The sequence below is a fragment of the Parabacteroides sp. AF17-3 genome (genome assembly GCF_003635445.1).
Classification (GTDB): domain Bacteria; phylum Bacteroidota; class Bacteroidia; order Bacteroidales; family Tannerellaceae; genus Parabacteroides; species Parabacteroides goldsteinii.
The window spans coordinates 379,884-396,527 of the sequence record NZ_QTMM01000002.1 but is presented as its reverse complement, the minus strand read 5'-3'; the positions used below and the strand labels follow the sequence as shown (position 1 = coordinate 396,527).

Below are 16,644 nucleotides of genomic sequence, written 5' to 3'. Positions count from 1 at the left end.
TTTTTACGGCTCACCCAGGTGCTGGACGATATAGTCCTTTTGTCGGGGAGTGAGGTATTTCTTTCCCGGATGCCAGCCTGATTCTTCCAGTTGGTCGACGAGTGTCCTGCTTACGCGGACCCATTTCAACAATTGCATCGTGGCACTTTTCTGTGAAATATTGGGAAAGTATTGCAGGGCAAGCTCGCCCCATCCCCATACTCTGTTCTGATTGAATGAATTTTCCATACGGTATGTATTTGAAGGTTTATATACCAATAAAGATACGATTTATTATGCACATATTCAAATAAAGTACTAACTAATATCATATAAAATGGATAAACAGATACAGTATTTGCAGACATGTCTGCCGGCAGCCGAGAAGGCGGGTGGGACCTATGACATGAACCCGGTAGTAATCCTGGCACAGGGTGCGCTCGAAAGCGGTTGGGGTACTTCACATTTGGCCAGGGAACATCATAACTATTTCGGTATCATGGGGTACGGGGCATCCAATGGCTATTGGCATGGCGAGCGGGCGAAGGTGGAAGGGACCGGCGGGGTACATTATTTCCGTCATTATGCCGGTGTGGAATTCTCATTCCTTGATTTTGCCCGTCTGATCCGCACCGGTTACCGCCATGCCTGGAGTTTCAGCCGCCAGCCCGAAGCCTATGCGAAAGAGATAGCCTACAGCCCCTATATCAGTGAGCAGAACGGCGATAACCGTGAGTTATACCGCCGTAACCTGATTGCCATAACCGAAAAGATCATCACATTAAAGGATATGTATGATTGGATGCGGGGAAGGGCAAAATAATGTGCTAATGGGATAATATGCCAATTAGAGAAATAATTGAGCTATCAGTTTATAGTGACGGGAGTAACCAATTCCCCTCTCGAGAGGGGATAAGGTGTGTGTTAAAGCTAGTTATAGGGCGAAACTATGACACACCCCCTTCCCCCTCTCAAGAGGGGAGCCGGTTACAACCAGTCAATAATTAGATAGTTCACTTCTGATAACAACATAAACATTTAAAACAATGAATAAATTAAGACAAATCCTGCAATTTATCAGAGCTCTGCTGGGCTTTTTGTTGAACCTGAAAAAGAAGGAGAAAGATGAGAAGAAAGAGAAAGTGGTTATGCCGGATAATCAGCCGGAGGTGGCTCGTGTGTTACCTGGTGATACTGGGGATGACGGCTTTGTGGGCGGACCGTACAGAAATCGTCCTGGCCTCGATCGGGGCCCTGTTGACACTCTCGGGGTGCGGAAACGATTCCGGGGAAGATTCCGGAAACAGCTTACCGTCGCGGCCGGATATACCCTGATGCTGTGTGCAGTAGGGAGTTGTTTGGTGAAGATGATGAGGTGATAACGTAGAGGGGCAGACTAAAAAAAGAATCGAACGCGGACGATATGAGTTTTCCGCGTTCGATTTTTTCTGTTAATCAAAAGTAGAACGTTTCATCCCTTTTATTCGGTCCAGTCTGAAATAACGGCCGACGGGTCCGGATTCAAAACGATGGCTGTGTTTTTAAGTGACTCGAATTTACTGAAGAAGATATTGAACCAGGGGGCGCAATACCCTTCAATTGAGTTCATGCGGTAGCCTACCGGTGCGTTGGTTCCGGGATATCCTCTTTTAACAGGTAATTCCAAACGTTTGTAGTCCCAGAAAATGATTCCTTCTCCCCAGAATTCAATCCGTTTTTGCAGTATGAGTTCTTTACGGAAATCATCCAATGTAGTCGCCTGGCAATTATATTCCGGATAGCGATAGGTAGTCATAAAACTGTTGAGGGCATTTACGCCGGCTGCTACTCCCTGGCTTGCAGCTAATGCTTCGGCCTCGATGAAGTACATCTCTTCGACACGCATCATCAGATAATCGATCGTTGCTCCTATGTTGGCATCGATCATGTTGCCTTCTTTCGGTTTGAACTTCAGGTTCGTGTAAGCTGGTAGCTTTTTGAAATTGACATCGGATAATATGGTACGATATTTGTTTCCCGGTTCTTTTCCGGCATCTTCCGGGGCTATCCAGGTAATTTTACGCCAGTCCGTATCCGGTATTTGATCGTATAAGGCCTTGCTGATTGTGCGGATAGCCCAGTAGGTGGAGTTGCCTACACCGAATGTCTGTTCGGTACATATATTTCCGGCATAGTTCAACCATGTGCTGTGGATATTTTCCTGGTTCATGATCGAACCCCATAACCAGGCGCCGGTTTGGATGGTATTGAATCCGGCCGTATAGTTTTTGCCTCCGAACCATTCCGATTCCGATAACGGTTGTGCTCCACTGTTTGAGATGACTTTGCGGGCATATTCAGCAGCTTTTGCATAACAATCTTTGGCAGAGTTGACACCGAGGTCGACGTTCTGGGTGAGGGCTGACAAATCATTCGGGTATTTTTCGAAACGCGTACCCATTTCCAGCCATAGGCGTGCTTTCAACCCGTAGATGATTGTCTGGTCCGGCATATTCTTGGTTGGCCGGGTATAATCTTTCAGGTATTCTTCGGCATCGTCGAGATCGTTCAGGATATATTCATACATGGTGTAGAAAGGGACCCTGGGGTTGTCGCGGGCTTCGCTTTCCGTTATATTCTCGTAGATGATGGGAACGGTCAGGCCGTATATCTTATTCGCTTCGGCTTCGTTGTCCAGTTTGGCTATGCCTGTTTTCTTGTACTCGAAGAAACGGGAGATATCCATATAGATTAAAGCCCGGAATGTTTTGGCGATCCCCAAATACTGCCTGTTGGTTTCGGTGGCCGTTTCCGGGTCGATCAGGCGTATCAGGTTGTTGGTGTTATTGAGGAATTTGTAGTAGTAGTAATACAGACTGTTTACTGTACTGTTTTCCGCCAATGCCAGACATTGTCCGAATGAACTGAAGTAATCGTAATTTGAATTATAGACGAAGAAATCTTCGCACATCGTCTCTCTTGTCATGCCGAACGCACTATAGCCGAAGTCGAAACTATAATTATTACCATAAGAATTATACGTATTGATATATCCGACGATTGCACTCATCATAGCCTGCATACCGGCTGGCGAGTTGGCTACCTGATCGGCTGTGGCCGTAGAACTTTCGGGGAATGTTTGTTCGATACAGCTATTCATGCCTAATCCCAGGAAAAACACGCTGGAAACAATTACTGTTTTAAATATATTTTTCTTTTTCATTGTTTTATGCTTTATGGAATTTGTGTGAATTTAGAATTGTAAACTGATGCCACCGGTGAAAGTGCGGAGCGGAGAGATTTTTCCGGAAGCGCCCTCCCCTTTGTAGGAGCGTCTGGGATCCAATCCTTTTCTCTTTGACCAGTAATATACATTATCGCATACAAAGTATAAACGAAGATTGTCTATGCCCAGATAAGAGGTATATTTCTTGGGAATGGTATATCCTACCTGTACGTTTTGCAAGCTGAGGTAGCTACCATCCATCAAGAAACGATCCGACATGCTGGTGGTGTATAAGTCGTTGAAATACCAGCGCGGTATGTTTGACCCTGTATTTTCGGGCGACCATGCGTCTGCGATGTCTTTGTGCCAGCGGTTACCGACGCTCGATGCTGTCGGATTAGCCATGATGCCTGCATATCCGTAGTCGTAGGTTTTGCCTCCGATCGTATAACTGAATTGGGCAGAGAGGTCGAAACCATAGACATTCAGTGTCGTACCGAAACCTCCGTACAGGTCCGGGTTGGGGTCTCCGCACAGATAATAGTCTGCGCTGGAGTTGGTGGTTGTGGTCTTTTTTTCTCCTGTTTCCTTGTCGGTGTAATACCACATGGACAGACCTTCTTCCGACACACCGGCATACTGACGCATATACCATGTATTGATGGGTAATCCTTCTCCGTAATACCTGCTTCCGTCCATATAACCGCCGTGGCCTTCCATCTCTGTCGTCTTTTTCTCGGCAGGCAGATAGGTGATCTTGTTTTTATAATGAGTCATGTTGAAGTTGATCGTCCATGAGAAGTTCTTTTTATTGAACGGGGTATATCTCAAATCGAGTTCGACACCTCTGTTATTCATGTCTCCGATATTGTCATAATAACCTGCATATCCCAACGACAGAGGAACGGTGAACCAGTTTAACAGATCGGTCGTCTTGCGGTTGAAGAATTCGAAGCTACCGGTCAGTTTGCGTTTGAATAATTCAAATTCAACTCCCAGGTTCATGTTCGTATTTGTTTCCCAGGTGATATCTTTATTTCCTTTGCTGGCAAAGGCGAGCGATAACTCGTCATTGTTGTTTTTAATGGTATAGGTGTCGATATACCGGAAGTTACCGATATTGTCGTTACCTTGTTGTCCGATAGAGAATTTGATTTTTAACAAGTCTACCCAGTTTGTTTTGAACCAGTCTTCTCTCGAGATCAGGTAAGCAGCTCCGATGGAATAGAAATTACCCCACCAATGATCCGGATGGAAGCGTGAAGAAGCGTCGCGGCGATAAGAACCGGAGAAGAAATACTTGCCGTCGTAATCGTAGAGGCCGCGGAAGAAGTATCCTTCCGTATTGTAATCCGTTGCGTAGGAGTCGGCAGAAGCGGCGTCAATGATGGCTCCGTTCAATTCATGGTTCTCCCAGTAAGAGAACATGTTCTTTTTTTCGGCAGATAATTGGACATAGTTGTATTTATAATTTTCGTGTCCCAACATGGCCGATACGTTATGTTTACCGAAACTGCGGTTATAGTTTAAGATCTGCTGTAAATTTAGTGTGGTTGTGCGGTAATGGAACACGGATATGGTACCGTTTTGCTCCGCCCCGAAACCGTAGAACGGGTTGCTGGTTTTGAAATATCTTTGTTCGCGTACTGTCGTTCCTGCGTTGAACGTGAATTTGAAGTCTTTCAGGAAGGTGATATCGACAAAGCCGTTACCGTTGAAAGTATTCGAATTTGTTTCCGACAGATTGAGAATGGAGCTTTGTATGGATGAGTTCGGAAGAACGGGGCGGGCTAATCCCAACGCGGTATTTGTTGTTCCGTAGTCATACAGTTTGCCGTTTTCATCGGTCATGATATTTCCATGCTCATCTCTGATATAGACCGGGTAGATAGGGGCAACTTGTTCTACGACACTTGCCATATCTGTGCTGTAGTCTTCTGACAAGGTCGATGTTTCGCTGTGAGTATAGTTTACGTTAGCACCGAATTTCAACCAACTCTTTGCCTGGTAAGAACCTTTGAAGCGGGCAGAATAGCGTTCGTATCCGGCATTGGGGACAATACCTTCGTCGTTCAGGTAACCAAAGGAGCCGTACATTTGCATTTTGTTGGTTCCTCCGGATATATTGACGTTATATTCCTGCCGGAAGGCGCTGCTATATGCTTCATCGACCCAGTTGTCGGGAGATAACGTATATCCGTTCACTACCCGTCCTAATTTGGCGTTGGGGTTTAGTCTTCCGTCTTTTCCTATCAGGTATTCGTTTTCCGGATAGTTGAATACGTTATAGGTTAAGCCGCCGTTTTCTTTGGTATTGCCTACCATATTGATATTCGCCTGCGTATATGCGTCATTTTCAGATAATCCTTTGACGTATCTTAGTTGATTATATAATGCTTTATAATGAGCTTCGTAGTATTCTCCGGGGTCTTTGATGTAGTCGTAATCGATGGTGCCACGCGTATTTACGCCCCATTTGGCGGAAGCTGTTACTTTTGCTTCTCCCACTTTTGCCTGTTTCGTGGTGATAATAATAACACCATTGGCACCTCTTGCTCCGTAAAGAGCATTCGATGCAGCATCTTTCAATACGGAAACCGATTCTACATCAGAAGGGTTGATATTGTTCCAACCTCCTTCATAAGGCATGCCGTCGACAATAATCAACGGATCGATATCAGCATTGATAGAACCTATGCCTCGTATGATAAGGGATGGAGAACCTCCGCCAGGCTGTCCGGAACCAGTTGTCATTTGTAATCCGGCAACCTGTCCTTGTAATGATTGTACGACATTGGTGGTTGAGCGTTGTGTCAGTTTTTCTGCACTGATAACTGTGGCTGAACCTGTGAATGCTGATTTTTTGGCTGTTCCATAGGCTACTACGATAACTTCATCCAAATCCTGGGTGTCGCTGACCATTTTGACGTTTAGTATACTTTCCCCTTTCCAGATTATTTCCTGGGTTTTTAAACCGACGAAAGAGAATACGAGTGTCGAGCCTTTTTTGACATCGGTCAGGGTAAATCTTCCTTCTGAGTCAGTAATTGTTCCGGTGGAACTGTCTTTGATGAAAATGGAGGCTCCGACAACGGTTCCGTTTTCATCTTCTACGATACCGGTCACTTTGTTTTTTTGTTGAGTTACCGCAGCTTGTCGGGAAAGAGTATTCGCTTCTGTGTGAATATTCCCAAACAAATTGAATACTGACAGGATAATCAACACTTTGGTCAGTTTTAGTTGAGTTAACATAAGCCTGTGATTTAAGAGGTTAATAAGTCGCAATATTATACTAGTGAAAACTTGTAATTTAGATGAGAGACATAGTCTTTACAGAACTATGATATCTTATCGTGTCAAAAATAATAATATTTTTCTTATTAGGTATTAAATTGTAAAAAATAAGTTATAGAATCTATGTTCTTTTTTTAAAGAAGAGTGTTTTGCACGCTAAATGCCCCCTGTTTTACTTATCTCCTACTTTCTTATAGGACAAAAGGCCATAGTTCTGTAAAAACTATGGTTTGTTAGATAGAATTTGATAAAAAAAGTAAAGGCTACATCGTGATGACATAGCCTTTACTTTTTCTTGAGTTTATATGTTCTTATCTTCTGCGACGTACGCTTCGAACCGGAGAAGATTTCTCGGCTTTCGGCGCTTTTGTCTTTACTGTTTTTTCTTTGGTTTCTTTAACAGCCTTTTCGGTAGTGGCTCCGCCTTGTCCGCGGGCTGATGATTTTCTCGCTTTTTTAGCCGCTTTCGGGTCTTCTACCTGAGTAGTGTCGGGCTGGAACCAGAGAGACTTTTCAAAGGCAACCAACTGGCCTTCGATGCGGTCCTGTTCTTTCTTGAGGGAATCGGGAGTCGGGCAGTAAGCCATCAACGGCTGGTTCATCAGGTTCTGTGTCTTATAGATCTCGCCTTCGAACATACGGCGGCGGAAATAGTCGTCGAGCGTGAAGGTCATGGCATTGTTGATGTTCGATGTCATGATAAATGCCGTGTTGATATACGGGCGGATGCTTTCGTAAGGAATCCAGAACATGGGCATGGTTAACTCGCCGACATCACCTGAAGTGGTCATGATCGGGCAGATGGCCAGTGTCTTTACATCGAATACGGAGTTATTCTGGTCGAAATACCAGGCTTCCTTTACATAATAAGAGCGGACGGTTTCGGAAGGAATATCGCTTTCGTTGATCACGAAAGTGGTTCCCTGGTTACCTTGTCCGGGTACTTCCTCATAATAGATGCCGAAGCGGTCGAGCATGTCTTTCAGGTTGATCTTGCTGTTGTCGCTGAAATCTTCGTAACCGTCTTCATACTGGTATGCATCTATTTTACCTTCGCTGATCAGACTGAAGATGATGGAGAAAAGGTTCATCTGTCCGTTCATCGGGGTGACCGGATAATACAGAGGAGCATTCTTCTCTTTCATCAGGTCTATCTGCCGGTACATGACACGCATCCAGCGGGCGTTGCCCACTTCTTGTGTCATACGCTCGTTCATATCCTGTGCCCGCACGGTCAGTTCGGGTATACCGGTGTCTTTCTTATCATTAGCCCGTTCTCCGCGGGTGGCCTGCGGGCTTCTTCTTGCCCGTTGCTGGGTGTTTCCTGTTTCTTCCTGTGCCTGTATGGAGGTAGCTGTGAAGAACAGGGCGCTTGCAATTGCCAGTATGTAATAAAAACGTTTCATATTTTATATTCTTAGTTTGAAGGCGGTTCGCGAACCGCCCCTACTTAATTTACAATGACTTCGATCGGGGTGAGGGTACGTTCCAGGCCGTCAGGTCCTTTGGCTACTACACCTCTGATGAAAAAGCGTTTTCCTCTTGTCAGACGACGTATCCTGTCTTTCTGGTTGTCCGAGAACCGGGGACCCTGAGAAACTTCAGGTATTGCATTTCCCATGGAGTCGAAGAACAACAGTTCGAAACGTAGTACGTCAAACTTTATATTCAATATTTCATCGTCGATAGCTGCCTGGAGTACTTCCGTCTCGATCAGATTACGCTTGGTCATGTTTCCGCCGCGGAACTTGCGCATATTGCCGTTCTGGTCCTTATACTCGATGTAAGGCATCGGGTCGGGCAGGGCACGTACGCGGAAGGTATTCTTGGCCATTTCCACGCTGCGGCCGTCGGCCATGCGGGCATTGACGGATATAACAGCGTCGGTGCCGACCTTTGAGGGGCGGGCTTCCCAGATATCGCCTTTGCGTGTCAGGGTTCCGTTTGTCATGGTGGCCGTTACGTTCCCGCTCGGTACGCCCGGTACGGCGATACGCATCTCGTTGGCGATTCCGGCATATAATACGTTCATCAGTAACGGGGCAACGGTTGCACTCGGTTCCGTTACGAAGTATTCGCTTTCGAAGTTCTGACGCATCATGCTGCCGTCGTTATTGGGCATCTCGATGTACCCTTTGATCGGGTAAGTACCCGGGGCACCGGCAATGGCGGTGAACTGTCCGCGGCTGTCTTCCGGCAACTGCTTGCCGTTTACGAATACGGCCGGACGTTTGGTTGAATCGACGGCAGACAGGACGATGTTCGCCTTGTACTGGCTTCCGCGCATGACGATCTGGCTCTCCGGTATGACCTGTGCGGTCATCTGGTTCACGCGGTAGTCGCCTACGTCGACACTGTTCAACAGGTTGTTCAGCACTTCGCCTTCTGCGTAGCGGATATCGCTTTGCAGTTTCGTCAGTAATGTTACGGCTGCGGCAACCGGCATATTTTCAAACAACGCTTCTTCCCAGGTGCGGGTATTGATCCCTGCCTTGTGAGGCGGTGTAGTGCTCAGGCTTGCTTCCAGGATGCGGGTCTTGGCACTGTCCTGTACCATTTCGCCCATCATTACGCGGTAAGCGTCGATGGCTTCGCGTAGCTTCTTTCCTTCTCCGGTAACCGGGCCCAGCATGATGCGTGAAGCGGCTTCGAGGTCGTCTTTATGCTCTATCTTGTTTACGTTGGCATCTTTCCCATCGGCAATTACCGCGATACGTTGCTTCAGGTCCTGCACGTAGTTGTACAGGCTGTCGGAAGCGGACTTTACCTGTTTACCCTTATCGTACCATTCCTTTACCTTTTCGGGGTTGGACTGGTAGTAGGTATCCAGTTCGCCTGCCACGATCTCGTTTCGGTGAGCCGAGTTGCTGATGGAGGTGCGTAAACTGTCTTCCACTAGCTCGAAACCGTCGAGAACCTCCGACGACACGTTCAGTGCCATCATTGCGATGAACACCAGATACATCAGGTTGATCATCTTCTGACGGGGCGAGTTGGGATTATTTGCTATTCCGGACATCTTCTTTCAGTTTCGTTTGTTTATTATCTGCCGGATTGCTGTCCGGGATTGTTTGTATACGGAGCCTGCTGCTGGTAGCCGTACGGTTGTTGCTGGTAGGGCTGCTGATAGTTAGGCTGCTGTTGCTGGTAATTGGGCTGTTGCGGCTGGGGGGCAGGCTGCTGGTAAGCGGTTGCCGGACCCATATTGACCGTCATTGCCTGTAGCAAACGGCTGTATACCTGGTTCAGTTCGGCCAGCTGGCGAGTCATCTTTTCCGTTTCGTTGCGGAAGACCGAGCTGTCGGTTACCGAACCGTCGTACATCTCGCGGATGCGGTTCAGGCCGCCGTTGATATGTTCGATCGATTCGATCTGCGAACTGATACTCTTTAACTGTATTTCGTAGATAGTATTCAAACCGGAGATGTTGCGGTTCAACATTTCCATCTGCTGCACGTAGCCGCGTGAGTTCTGGTTGATACCGTCAGAGTTGTCTGTGATGCTCTTATAAGAGTTAAGCAATGTGTCGGATACGTTGGTCAGCGAGTTGGTGACGTGGCTGAAACGTTCCATATTTTCGGACATGCCGGATAGCTGTTCCAGGTATTTCTGGGTAGCTTCGGTCAGTTCCGCCATCTTGGAGATCTGTTCGGCAGCACCGCTCAGTTTCTTGATGCTTTCCGACAGGTTTTTTGTATCTTCTTCGCTGACATCGAGGTTGCTCAGTACGGAGGTTCCGCCCAGGTTGCCTGCGACACCTGCTTTTCTGCCGTTGCCTACATGGATGTTTATGCCGCCTGAGGTATTGTCGTCATCCATATTGTCCGATGAGTTGATCAGGTTGGACATGCCTGTGCCGGCAAAGTCGGGACGGTCCATCGGGTTCTTCGATTTCAGCACGGGGAATACTTCTTCCCAATGATATTCGTTTGAAGGGTGTTCAAAAGCGGAGATAAAGAATACCAATGCTTCCACCGTCATGGCGATAAACAGGATCTGGTTACCATACGGCAGGTGAAGCAACTTGAACATGGCACCTATGATTACGATAGATGCTCCCCAGCTGTAACAGAAGTTCAGTACTCTCTTTCCCATGTCGCTGGAAAGGAACATTTCAATTCTGTTTTTATATCTTCTATATTTTCCCATAATGTTGTATGTTTCTTATATTATTTTTTACCTTTTGAACGGGAGAAACCGATCTGTGTACGTGCGCAACGGAAACCGATATAGGAACGGGTTTCGTTCTGGTATTCGAAGGTGCGCATATCCGAACGGATAAATTGTGCCACGTCTTTCCATGAGCCGCCGCGTACGACTTTCTTCTTCATCGCATACGGGTCTTCCTTGGCTGCGTTGTAGCGCAGGTCGGGGTTCATATCGCTCATCTGGCTCGGGCCCGATTCGGAATACATGGTAGAAGTCCATTCTGCCACGTTACCCGCCATGTCATACAAGCCGAACTGGTTCGGGGCGAAAGAGCCTACGCGGGATGGAATCAGGTGACCGTCTTCGGTATAGTTCCCTTTTCCGGGTTTGAAGTTTGCCATGAAGCAACCTTTGGCGTTCTGAAGTTCGTCGGACGACCAGGGGTATTTGTTTTCGTTCTTTCCGGAGCGGGCGGCATATTCCCATTCGCCTTCTGTCGGCAGGCGGAACGGCTCGATGGCTTGTCCGGCCGGGAAGTTCAACGATTGTTTGAACATATCGGTACGCCATACGCAGAATGCGGTAGCCTGTTCCCAGGAGACACCTACGACAGGATAATCGTCATATCCCGGATGCTGGAAGTACATGCGCATGTATGGCTCGTTGTAAGCATTATTGAAGTCGTTCACCCAACAGGTTTCATCCGGATAAACGTTTACGATGCGGGTATGAAGGAAATCCCACGGACCGCTGAGCGGGCGGGTAAGGGTTTCGTTGATGATGTTGCCGTCATCGTTGATATAGGCGGTATCCTTGGAGATCATAACGACCTCGTTCATATCGACTTGTATATCGGTGTTACGTACGCGTTCGCCCGGATCCAGGCGGTTTTTGCGCAGGGCGGCACCGGTGTAGTCATACCATTCGTATTTGTAGACCATCTGCTTTTCGTCCAGACGTTTTTCGCCGGTGATGGGGTGTACATAGTAAACGCTTTCGATGGCACGCAGCTCATCTTCGTTCGCCCGTTTCCAGGGGATCGGACGGCTCCAGTCCAGATGCGGGGTGACGGGTTCGCCGTAACGGTCTTCCGTGATCTTAAACAGGTCGTTGCCACCGTAAGCCGGGTCGGCCAGGCGTTCGCGGATAATGGAGTCGCGCACCCAGTAGACGAACTGGCGGTATTTGGCGTTGGTTATTTCCGTTTCGTCCATCCAGAACGCGTCAAACGAAACTCCCTTTGTTTCAGGGTTGATTCCCCATAAGGAGTCTTTGTCTGCCGGTCCCATTTCGAACGAACCTCTTTTGATCAGAACCATGCCGTAGGGCGAAGGTTCGTTAAAAGCCACAGATCTTACCCCGGTAACTTCTCCTCCCGCTCCGGAAAGGGATTTACCACATGAGGTAAGCAAGGCTACTGCCATAAGTACTAATAATACTTTTTTCATATACTATAATATACGTACACTTTTGTGTCTGTTCTTTCCTGTTTTTGTCTTCTTCAACTTCAACTGGTAGCGCACCAACACTTCGTGGCTACCGGAACTCCCTTTTAACATGGCCGTGGTAGGGAAATCGTAAGCATATCCAACCTGAAATCTGCCGAATGTGGCTCCCAATAATACTACTACCGACTCGTTTATACGCCAGGAAAGACCTCCGTTAAACATTTTATTATATACCATTCGGGCGGTAATGTCCGCCTGGAAACTCTGCATGTCTGTTTTCAGGAATACAGAGGGCTGTAATTCATACAACGGGTTCCTGAGCTGAATATTGTATCCGCCTACTAAATTTAATCCCATAGGGATATAATAATTAGTCGTTTCACCCAATGCCATTTCGGGCGCTGTCAGGTGAGTGGCTCCGAAACCGGCATAGAAATGTTTGTGGGAATAATAAATACCGGCATTCAGGTCGATCGCCATTGCCTGCACAGCTGTTGAGGGCAAAGCGGGGTCTGAATCTACAGGAGTGTGATAGTCATTATCTGCCGGGATATATATCTTTGTCCCGTCAAAGCCGACATTGAATATGCCTGCCTGCAACCCGATACTTAAAGTTCCTCCGAATAATTTCTGCTTATAGGCATACTGTGCCCCTACTTTTGTATACTGGAATAATCCGATACTTTCCGTGTTTACAACCAGTCCGACCCCATTGTTCGTACTGCCTAATTTGAAGGGCATATCGGCGATAACAAAGAAAGAGGTACTGGCTCCGGGCATGCCGATCCACTGTTGGCGGAACAACCCGAGCATATTCAGATCTCCCGTCGTTCCGGCATAGGCGGGGTTGTAATATCCCAGTCCCAGGAAGTATTGGCTTAACTGCATATCAATCTGACCCCGCACGCTCATCGTGCAGGTAATCAATGCGATAATAAACAGGAAGACTCTCTTCATCTAAACTATAACTAACGGGGTGAAAGATGTTTCACCCCCTACAATAACGCGGCAAACAGGTATAAATTGTATGGACCGCAAAAAACAAACGAGGCAGGGGACTTCTGCAAGCCCGCTACCTCGCCTTTATTTCAATACTTTATTTTAAAGCACATCAATATTCCTCTTCATTGAAGAAGAAGTCTTCTTTACTTGGATAGTCAGGCCAGATATCTTCCATGCATTCATAAATCTCACCTTCATCTTCCATTTCCTGCAAATTCTCTATTACTTCTAACGGCGCACCAGAACGTTGTGCATAGTCAATCAATTCATCCTTGGTTGCAGGCCAGGGCGCGTCTTCCAACTTCGAAGCTAACTCTAATGTCCAATACATAGTTATCTAGTATTAACAACTGCCCGAAGACAGTCAGGTTCTCAAATTTCCCGCAAAAATAAAACAATATTTCTTAGATGCAAGTATAATCCCAAATAATTTCTTTACCATTATTCCTAATACACTCCTTACGGGCCAAAACAAACAGATAATCAGACAATCTGTTGACGAAAATAAGTACAGGCTCTTCGACGGGATTTGTTTCGGCCAAACGGTATATCTGGCGTTCTGCACGGCGGCAGACGGTACGGCAGACATGTGCCAGCGAAGCGGAACGGCTTCCTCCGGGCAGGATGAAGTTTTTCATCTGCGGCAGTTCGCTGTCCAGGCGGTCGATCTCCCGTTCGATACGTTCGATGCTTTCGGGGGTTACCTTGCTCTCGATCTTCAGTTCGGTTGTTTCCTGGTCGGTTGCCAGGTAAGAACCGATGGTGAACAGTTTATGCTGTATGAAAGAGAGGAAATCGATGTCGGCCTGATCGTCCAGGGCTGTGATAAGCAGCCCGATGAATGAATTCAGTTCATCGATGGTTCCGTAACTTTCTATGCGCTGGTGCGCTTTCGATACCCGCTGGCCTCCTACAAGGGAGGTTTTTCCTTTGTCGCCGCCACCGGTATAAATAAGGCTTTTCTTCATATACTTCTTTTTTTAATTTTCAACACTCTTATTATCTGCTCTCTGCCGTTAGAAGTAGACTATATAGTCGCGTTTATGTAATTTCTTGTTGAAGAATACGATCCCCATCGAATAGAGGTCGATAGTCACCGTTACTTCGGGGTGCGAACATATCTCCTTCCAAAATTCTCTCATTTTACGGCTTGCCTTGATTCCTTCAAAAACAAAGATCGTATCGTTATGGATATGCTTTGTACATTCATTAAACAACCAAACGTTGTTATGTTGTTCATATAATGTATTAAAAAATACAAAATCGACTTTTCCCATGTCTTCCAATGCCTGGGGAAGCAACTCTTTATACGTTCCCGTGCGCAGGTCCACCGGGTTGCGTGCCGCTTTATCGAAAGCGATCCGGGCGATGGAGGCGAACTCCGGGATATTCTCAAGGGCAATACATTTCAGTCCGGGGGCGTAGGAGGTCAGATAAAGGGTGGATAACCCCATCGACGGTCCCAGTTGAAGTATATTTTGCGACTTGAAATAGTTCGCCAGGCGGAAAAGCAAGGCTCCGTGCTTGGGCTTGATCGCTTCGCGCTCCACAATCTCTCCGATCGTACGGCGGCGGAGTATCCCTTTCTGCTGCCTGTCCGGATAGGTGATGATATTGTCGCGGAAAAGCAGTTGTTTCCGGATCAGTTCTATATCATAAAAGCTATAATAGGAACAGCGTTCTTCTATTACCTTTGTTATCAGGTTGAAGACGAAAGGCGAATGTACTCCGTAACCGCGGCGGTAACGGATGCCCCGGTATAAAAGTACACTTTTTCGTAAGGTATTAGCTTTGGGTATGATCTGCATTTCTTTTTTCGTATTTGTCACACAAAAGTAAGATATTCTTATTTATTGGCAATAATTAGTATCTACAGATTCATGTCAGAAACAAAATATCTATATATCCGTCACCGGATTTAGGTTTATATGGTGTATTGCACGGATACGGCTGGGAACGAGTCGTATGTAGCGAGAAACATTGTGCTGAGTAAAGGCGGAAGGCTGGAGAGTATTAATAGTTTCTTTGTTTTTTCAGGCAGGTAATTTGTTATCGACAGTGTCGGCAATATTGCTGACACTGTCGAAAGCTTTGCCGACGCTGTCGATAATTTTGCCGACAGTGTCGGCAAAAACTTTTCCCGGCAACCAGACAAGAGTATGTCAGGTGTTCTATGCTTATGATGACCAGTCAATCATCCGCAATGAACGCGGTGCCGGGGAGAGGTACGCCGAATTGTTTCAAGTCTACGTTGACCAATGCCATTTGTTCCGGTAACATGTTCAGGGGAGACGATGAAATTTGCTGCCATGTGTATCTTTTTCCTGTATAGGCCGATTCCCGTGCCATGACGGCGGTTAAGGCAGATGTGGCAGCCGTTTCGGCTATATTCAGCACTGTCCCTTTCCGGATATGATCGACCAGCATGATGTGTTCAAGGGTATACATGTCGTGTACTTTGAATTTCGACTTGGCAGCTTCCGGATCGTATTTCCAGATTGTTTCCCCGTTTCTGTTACGGATGGAAAAGTCGCTGCTATGCCACGATCCTTTTTCCCCCTGAATGACAATCCCGGCACCATTGTCACAACCGTCTATCCTTCGGACCATTCCTTCCAGCATTACTCCGTTTTCATATTCGAAGTGCATGCTGAAATTGTCGTATACATTGCCTATATTCTTACGAATCCTGGAACCATAGGCAATGACATTAACCGGTTTGAGTTGCGTGAACCAGTTGAAAACATCTATCCAGTGGATCAGCATGTTACTGATCTGGTCGCCGTTCACCCAGTTCCAGTTGAAATGTCCGCGGATCATATATTCCATATCGGTCCATTCCGGACGACGAACGATATATTGGTCACGTCCTGTATGATAATAGGCGTATCCCGATATAATAGAACCGATAAGTCCTTCCTGTACCTTTTGGTAAGAGGCGACAAACGGCCGGTCGAAATGGTATTGCGTACCGGGCAGGATGTTGATACCTGTGTTCGCCGCTTGTCTTGCCGCGGCTACGAACGTACGGTAACCTGCCGGATCGATGGCTGCCGGTTTTTCAACGAATACGTGTTTTCCCTTTTCAATCGCATATTTCATGTGCCCGGGATGGAAGCAGTTGGGGGATGCGATCAGCACAAGGTCTATCGGTAGTTCACACACTTTTCGATAGGCATCGAAACCGGTAAAGCACATTTCGTCCGGGATATGGACGTTTTTCCCGTCCTTCAGCCGTTGTTTCCCGGCTTCCAGTTTGTCCGGGAAGAGATCGGCCAGTGCAACGATAGACAGGTCGTTTCCTGCATCGAGAAAGTTGAAAGCTGCTCCTATACCTCTTCCGCCGCACCCGATCAAAGCGGCCTTGATCGGTTTCCCGTCGATCGCTTTGTCCGGTAGTTCGGGTATATAAAGTTCTTCGACAGGGTGTAACGGCTCCTGTTTTCCCTTTTCTGAGCAAGAGGTAAATAACAGACCGGAACCGAGCGTACTACTTAACCCGATAGTGGCTACGCCGGATAAAAAGTTGCGTCTGGTCAGTTTCTCTTCTGGTTCCATAATTATAGA

Annotated in this window: 14 protein-coding genes; 2 read left to right on the top strand and 12 right to left on the bottom strand. The window is 46.9% G+C overall.

Translation table 11 applies throughout. The annotated features are described in order from the left end of the window. Positions 1-3: 3 nt before the first annotated feature. Positions 4-228, bottom strand: coding sequence for a DUF4248 domain-containing protein (locus DWW91_RS03835; protein ID WP_044245457.1), 225 nt, complete (start codon positions 226-228; stop codon positions 4-6). A gap of 88 nt (positions 229-316) precedes the next feature. Here DWW91_RS03835 and DWW91_RS03830 point away from each other — a divergent pair, with 88 nt between their 5' ends. Next, on the top strand, positions 317-802 hold the full coding sequence (locus DWW91_RS03830; protein ID WP_122326996.1) for a glucosaminidase domain-containing protein: 486 nt from the start codon (positions 317-319) through the stop codon (positions 800-802). Between the two features lie 302 nt (positions 803-1,104). Further along, positions 1,105-1,314 (top strand): hypothetical protein, encoded by a 210-nt coding sequence (locus DWW91_RS27790; protein ID WP_199722548.1) that lies wholly within the window; start codon positions 1,105-1,107, stop codon positions 1,312-1,314. Positions 1,315-1,459: 145 nt separating this feature from the next. Here the strand turns inward: DWW91_RS27790 and DWW91_RS03820 are convergent, their stop codons facing one another. From DWW91_RS03820 to DWW91_RS03770, 11 genes are all read right to left on the bottom strand, one after another. Continuing rightward, positions 1,460-3,181 (bottom strand): RagB/SusD family nutrient uptake outer membrane protein, encoded by a 1,722-nt coding sequence (locus tag DWW91_RS03820; protein WP_122326995.1) that lies wholly within the window; start codon positions 3,179-3,181, stop codon positions 1,460-1,462. A gap of 30 nt (positions 3,182-3,211) precedes the next feature. Next, positions 3,212-6,436, bottom strand: coding sequence for a TonB-dependent receptor (locus tag DWW91_RS03815; protein ID WP_122326994.1), 3,225 nt, complete (start codon positions 6,434-6,436; stop codon positions 3,212-3,214). Between the two features lie 353 nt (positions 6,437-6,789). Beyond that, complete coding sequence (gldN, locus tag DWW91_RS03810) at positions 6,790-7,884, bottom strand: gliding motility protein GldN (protein ID WP_010800990.1); 1,095 nt, start codon at positions 7,882-7,884, stop codon at positions 6,790-6,792. A gap of 44 nt (positions 7,885-7,928) precedes the next feature. Beyond that, complete coding sequence (gldM, locus tag DWW91_RS03805; protein WP_010800989.1) at positions 7,929-9,497, bottom strand: gliding motility protein GldM; 1,569 nt, start codon at positions 9,495-9,497, stop codon at positions 7,929-7,931. A 23-nt stretch (positions 9,498-9,520) separates the two neighbouring features. Beyond that, on the bottom strand, positions 9,521-10,627 hold the full coding sequence (gldL, locus tag DWW91_RS03800) for a gliding motility protein GldL (protein ID WP_224264082.1): 1,107 nt from the start codon (positions 10,625-10,627) through the stop codon (positions 9,521-9,523). A gap of 20 nt (positions 10,628-10,647) precedes the next feature. Next, entirely contained in the window at positions 10,648-12,075 is a 1,428-nt protein-coding gene (locus DWW91_RS03795; protein WP_122326993.1) for an SUMF1/EgtB/PvdO family nonheme iron enzyme, read from the bottom strand. Positions 12,076-12,078: 3 nt separating this feature from the next. Continuing rightward, positions 12,079-13,032, bottom strand: a complete 954-nt coding sequence (locus tag DWW91_RS03790) for a type IX secretion system membrane protein PorP/SprF (RefSeq protein WP_009860152.1) — start codon at positions 13,030-13,032, stop codon at positions 12,079-12,081. 154 nt (positions 13,033-13,186) lie between these two features. Next, positions 13,187-13,408, bottom strand: coding sequence for a DUF2795 domain-containing protein (locus tag DWW91_RS03785; RefSeq protein ID WP_005633363.1), 222 nt, complete (start codon positions 13,406-13,408; stop codon positions 13,187-13,189). Between the two features lie 73 nt (positions 13,409-13,481). Further along, positions 13,482-14,045, bottom strand: a complete 564-nt coding sequence (locus tag DWW91_RS03780; protein WP_009860151.1) for a cob(I)yrinic acid a,c-diamide adenosyltransferase — start codon at positions 14,043-14,045, stop codon at positions 13,482-13,484. Between the two features lie 48 nt (positions 14,046-14,093). Next, positions 14,094-14,885, bottom strand: coding sequence for an O-methyltransferase (locus tag DWW91_RS03775; RefSeq protein WP_122327085.1), 792 nt, complete (start codon positions 14,883-14,885; stop codon positions 14,094-14,096). Between the two features lie 382 nt (positions 14,886-15,267). Next, a complete protein-coding gene (locus tag DWW91_RS03770) occupies positions 15,268-16,635 on the bottom strand; it encodes a Gfo/Idh/MocA family protein (RefSeq protein WP_122326992.1) in 1,368 nt (455 codons plus the stop codon). Positions 16,636-16,644 lie beyond the last annotated feature (9 nt).

What these genes read in the sequence shown, in the direction of transcription:
- DWW91_RS03790 (WP_009860152.1), bottom strand. Translation starts at nt 13,032, where the DNA reads ATGAAGAGAGTCTTCCTGTTTATTATCGCATTGATTACCTGCACGATG.
- DWW91_RS03820 (WP_122326995.1), bottom strand. Translation starts at nt 3,181, where the DNA reads ATGAAAAAGAAAAATATATTTAAAACAGTAATTGTTTCCAGCGTGTTT.
- DWW91_RS03795 (WP_122326993.1), bottom strand. Translation starts at nt 12,075, where the DNA reads ATGAAAAAAGTATTATTAGTACTTATGGCAGTAGCCTTGCTTACCTCA.
- DWW91_RS27790 (WP_199722548.1), top strand. Translation starts at nt 1,105, where the DNA reads ATGAGAAGAAAGAGAAAGTGGTTATGCCGGATAATCAGCCGGAGGTGG.
- DWW91_RS03785 (WP_005633363.1), bottom strand. Translation starts at nt 13,408, where the DNA reads ATGTATTGGACATTAGAGTTAGCTTCGAAGTTGGAAGACGCGCCCTGG.
- DWW91_RS03775 (WP_122327085.1), bottom strand. Translation starts at nt 14,885, where the DNA reads ATGCAGATCATACCCAAAGCTAATACCTTACGAAAAAGTGTACTTTTA.
- DWW91_RS03815 (WP_122326994.1), bottom strand. Translation starts at nt 6,436, where the DNA reads ATGTTAACTCAACTAAAACTGACCAAAGTGTTGATTATCCTGTCAGTA.
- DWW91_RS03835 (WP_044245457.1), bottom strand. Translation starts at nt 228, where the DNA reads ATGGAAAATTCATTCAATCAGAACAGAGTATGGGGATGGGGCGAGCTT.
- DWW91_RS03780 (WP_009860151.1), bottom strand. Translation starts at nt 14,045, where the DNA reads ATGAAGAAAAGCCTTATTTATACCGGTGGCGGCGACAAAGGAAAAACC.
- DWW91_RS03770 (WP_122326992.1), bottom strand. Translation starts at nt 16,635, where the DNA reads ATGGAACCAGAAGAGAAACTGACCAGACGCAACTTTTTATCCGGCGTA.
- gldN (WP_010800990.1), bottom strand. Translation starts at nt 7,884, where the DNA reads ATGAAACGTTTTTATTACATACTGGCAATTGCAAGCGCCCTGTTCTTC.
- gldM (WP_010800989.1), bottom strand. Translation starts at nt 9,497, where the DNA reads ATGTCCGGAATAGCAAATAATCCCAACTCGCCCCGTCAGAAGATGATC.
- gldL (WP_224264082.1), bottom strand. Translation starts at nt 10,627, where the DNA reads ATGGGAAAATATAGAAGATATAAAAACAGAATTGAAATGTTCCTTTCC.
- DWW91_RS03830 (WP_122326996.1), top strand. Translation starts at nt 317, where the DNA reads ATGGATAAACAGATACAGTATTTGCAGACATGTCTGCCGGCAGCCGAG.